Annotated in this window: 2 pseudogenes; both read right to left on the bottom strand. The window is 73.5% G+C overall.

The features are described from left to right. Positions 1-181, bottom strand: a pseudogene (locus QN345_RS19460) (flap endonuclease); the annotation flags it as partial. 114 nt (positions 182-295) lie between these two features. Continuing rightward, positions 296-952, bottom strand: a pseudogene (locus QN345_RS19455) (acyl-CoA dehydrogenase); the annotation flags it as partial.

The following is a 952-nucleotide window of genomic DNA, read 5'->3' as shown; positions in this document are numbered from 1 at the left end:
GCGGCCGCCAGTCGTCGTCCCAGCAGGCCACGATCTCAGTAGGCGGGAACTCGGTGACGAGCCGGGTGATGATGTCGAGCAGCCCGCGCACGGCGTTGACCGGCTGGCCGTTCGGCGCGCGCACGGTGTCGGGCACCCCGTAGAAGGCGCGGAAGTACAGGGCAGCGGTGTCGAGCAGCATCCGGCGCTCCGGTGGAGTGGTCACGGCGGAATCCTGACATATCGGACCCCCGTGCGTCCACCGGGGCGGGATCCCTGTCGTGGCGGGCTGTTGTGCCGGCCGAAACGCCCCCGCTCACCAGGGCGAGGGGCCGCCGCCGGGAACCGGGCCGCCGTCGAGGAGCAGGGCGCCGAGCGCGGCCTCGTCGCGTTCGGCGTGGTGCTGGCGCACGTAGAGCTCGAGGTCGGCGACCCGCTGCGAGTGACGGGCCTCGAAGGCGAGCGGCCAGGGGCCGAGCGCATGCCCGGCCCGTGCGATGACCTCCTCGACCGAGCGCGCGACGAGACCCCGCACCCTCGCCGCGAGGAGCGCCCCGGCCTGTCCGGTCGCGGTGCCGTCGTCGATCGACGCTGCCGCTGCCGCGAGGACGCCTCCGCACGCGCTCAGGGTCACGTCGATCGCACCGAGGTGCGCGAGTGCGATCTGGTCCGCCGGCCAGTCCTGCGCGCCGCGGAATACCCGACGGGCGATCCCGACCGCGCCGCCGAACCAGCACGCGGCGACGCCGATCCCGCCCCAGGCGTAGCCCGGCCGGTTGAAATACCAGTCGTCCTCGCGGATCGCGACCGCGGGCACGCCGCGGAAGTCAACGGGACCGCTCGTGATCGAGGGCAGTCCCCTGCCGACCCAGGTGTCCTCGAGCACGGTGATGCCCGGCGCGGCGAGGTCGACCGCGAAGAGCCGCAGCGCATCACTCGAGGTGTGCGCCGTGACGAGGGCATTGCTCAGCGA

The organism is Cryobacterium sp. 10I1, from assembly GCF_035019805.1.
GTDB classification, from domain to species: domain Bacteria; phylum Actinomycetota; class Actinomycetes; order Actinomycetales; family Microbacteriaceae; genus Cryobacterium; species Cryobacterium glucosi.
The sequence above is the reverse complement of the archived record's forward strand: the minus strand, read 5'-3'. Positions and strand labels throughout refer to the sequence as shown.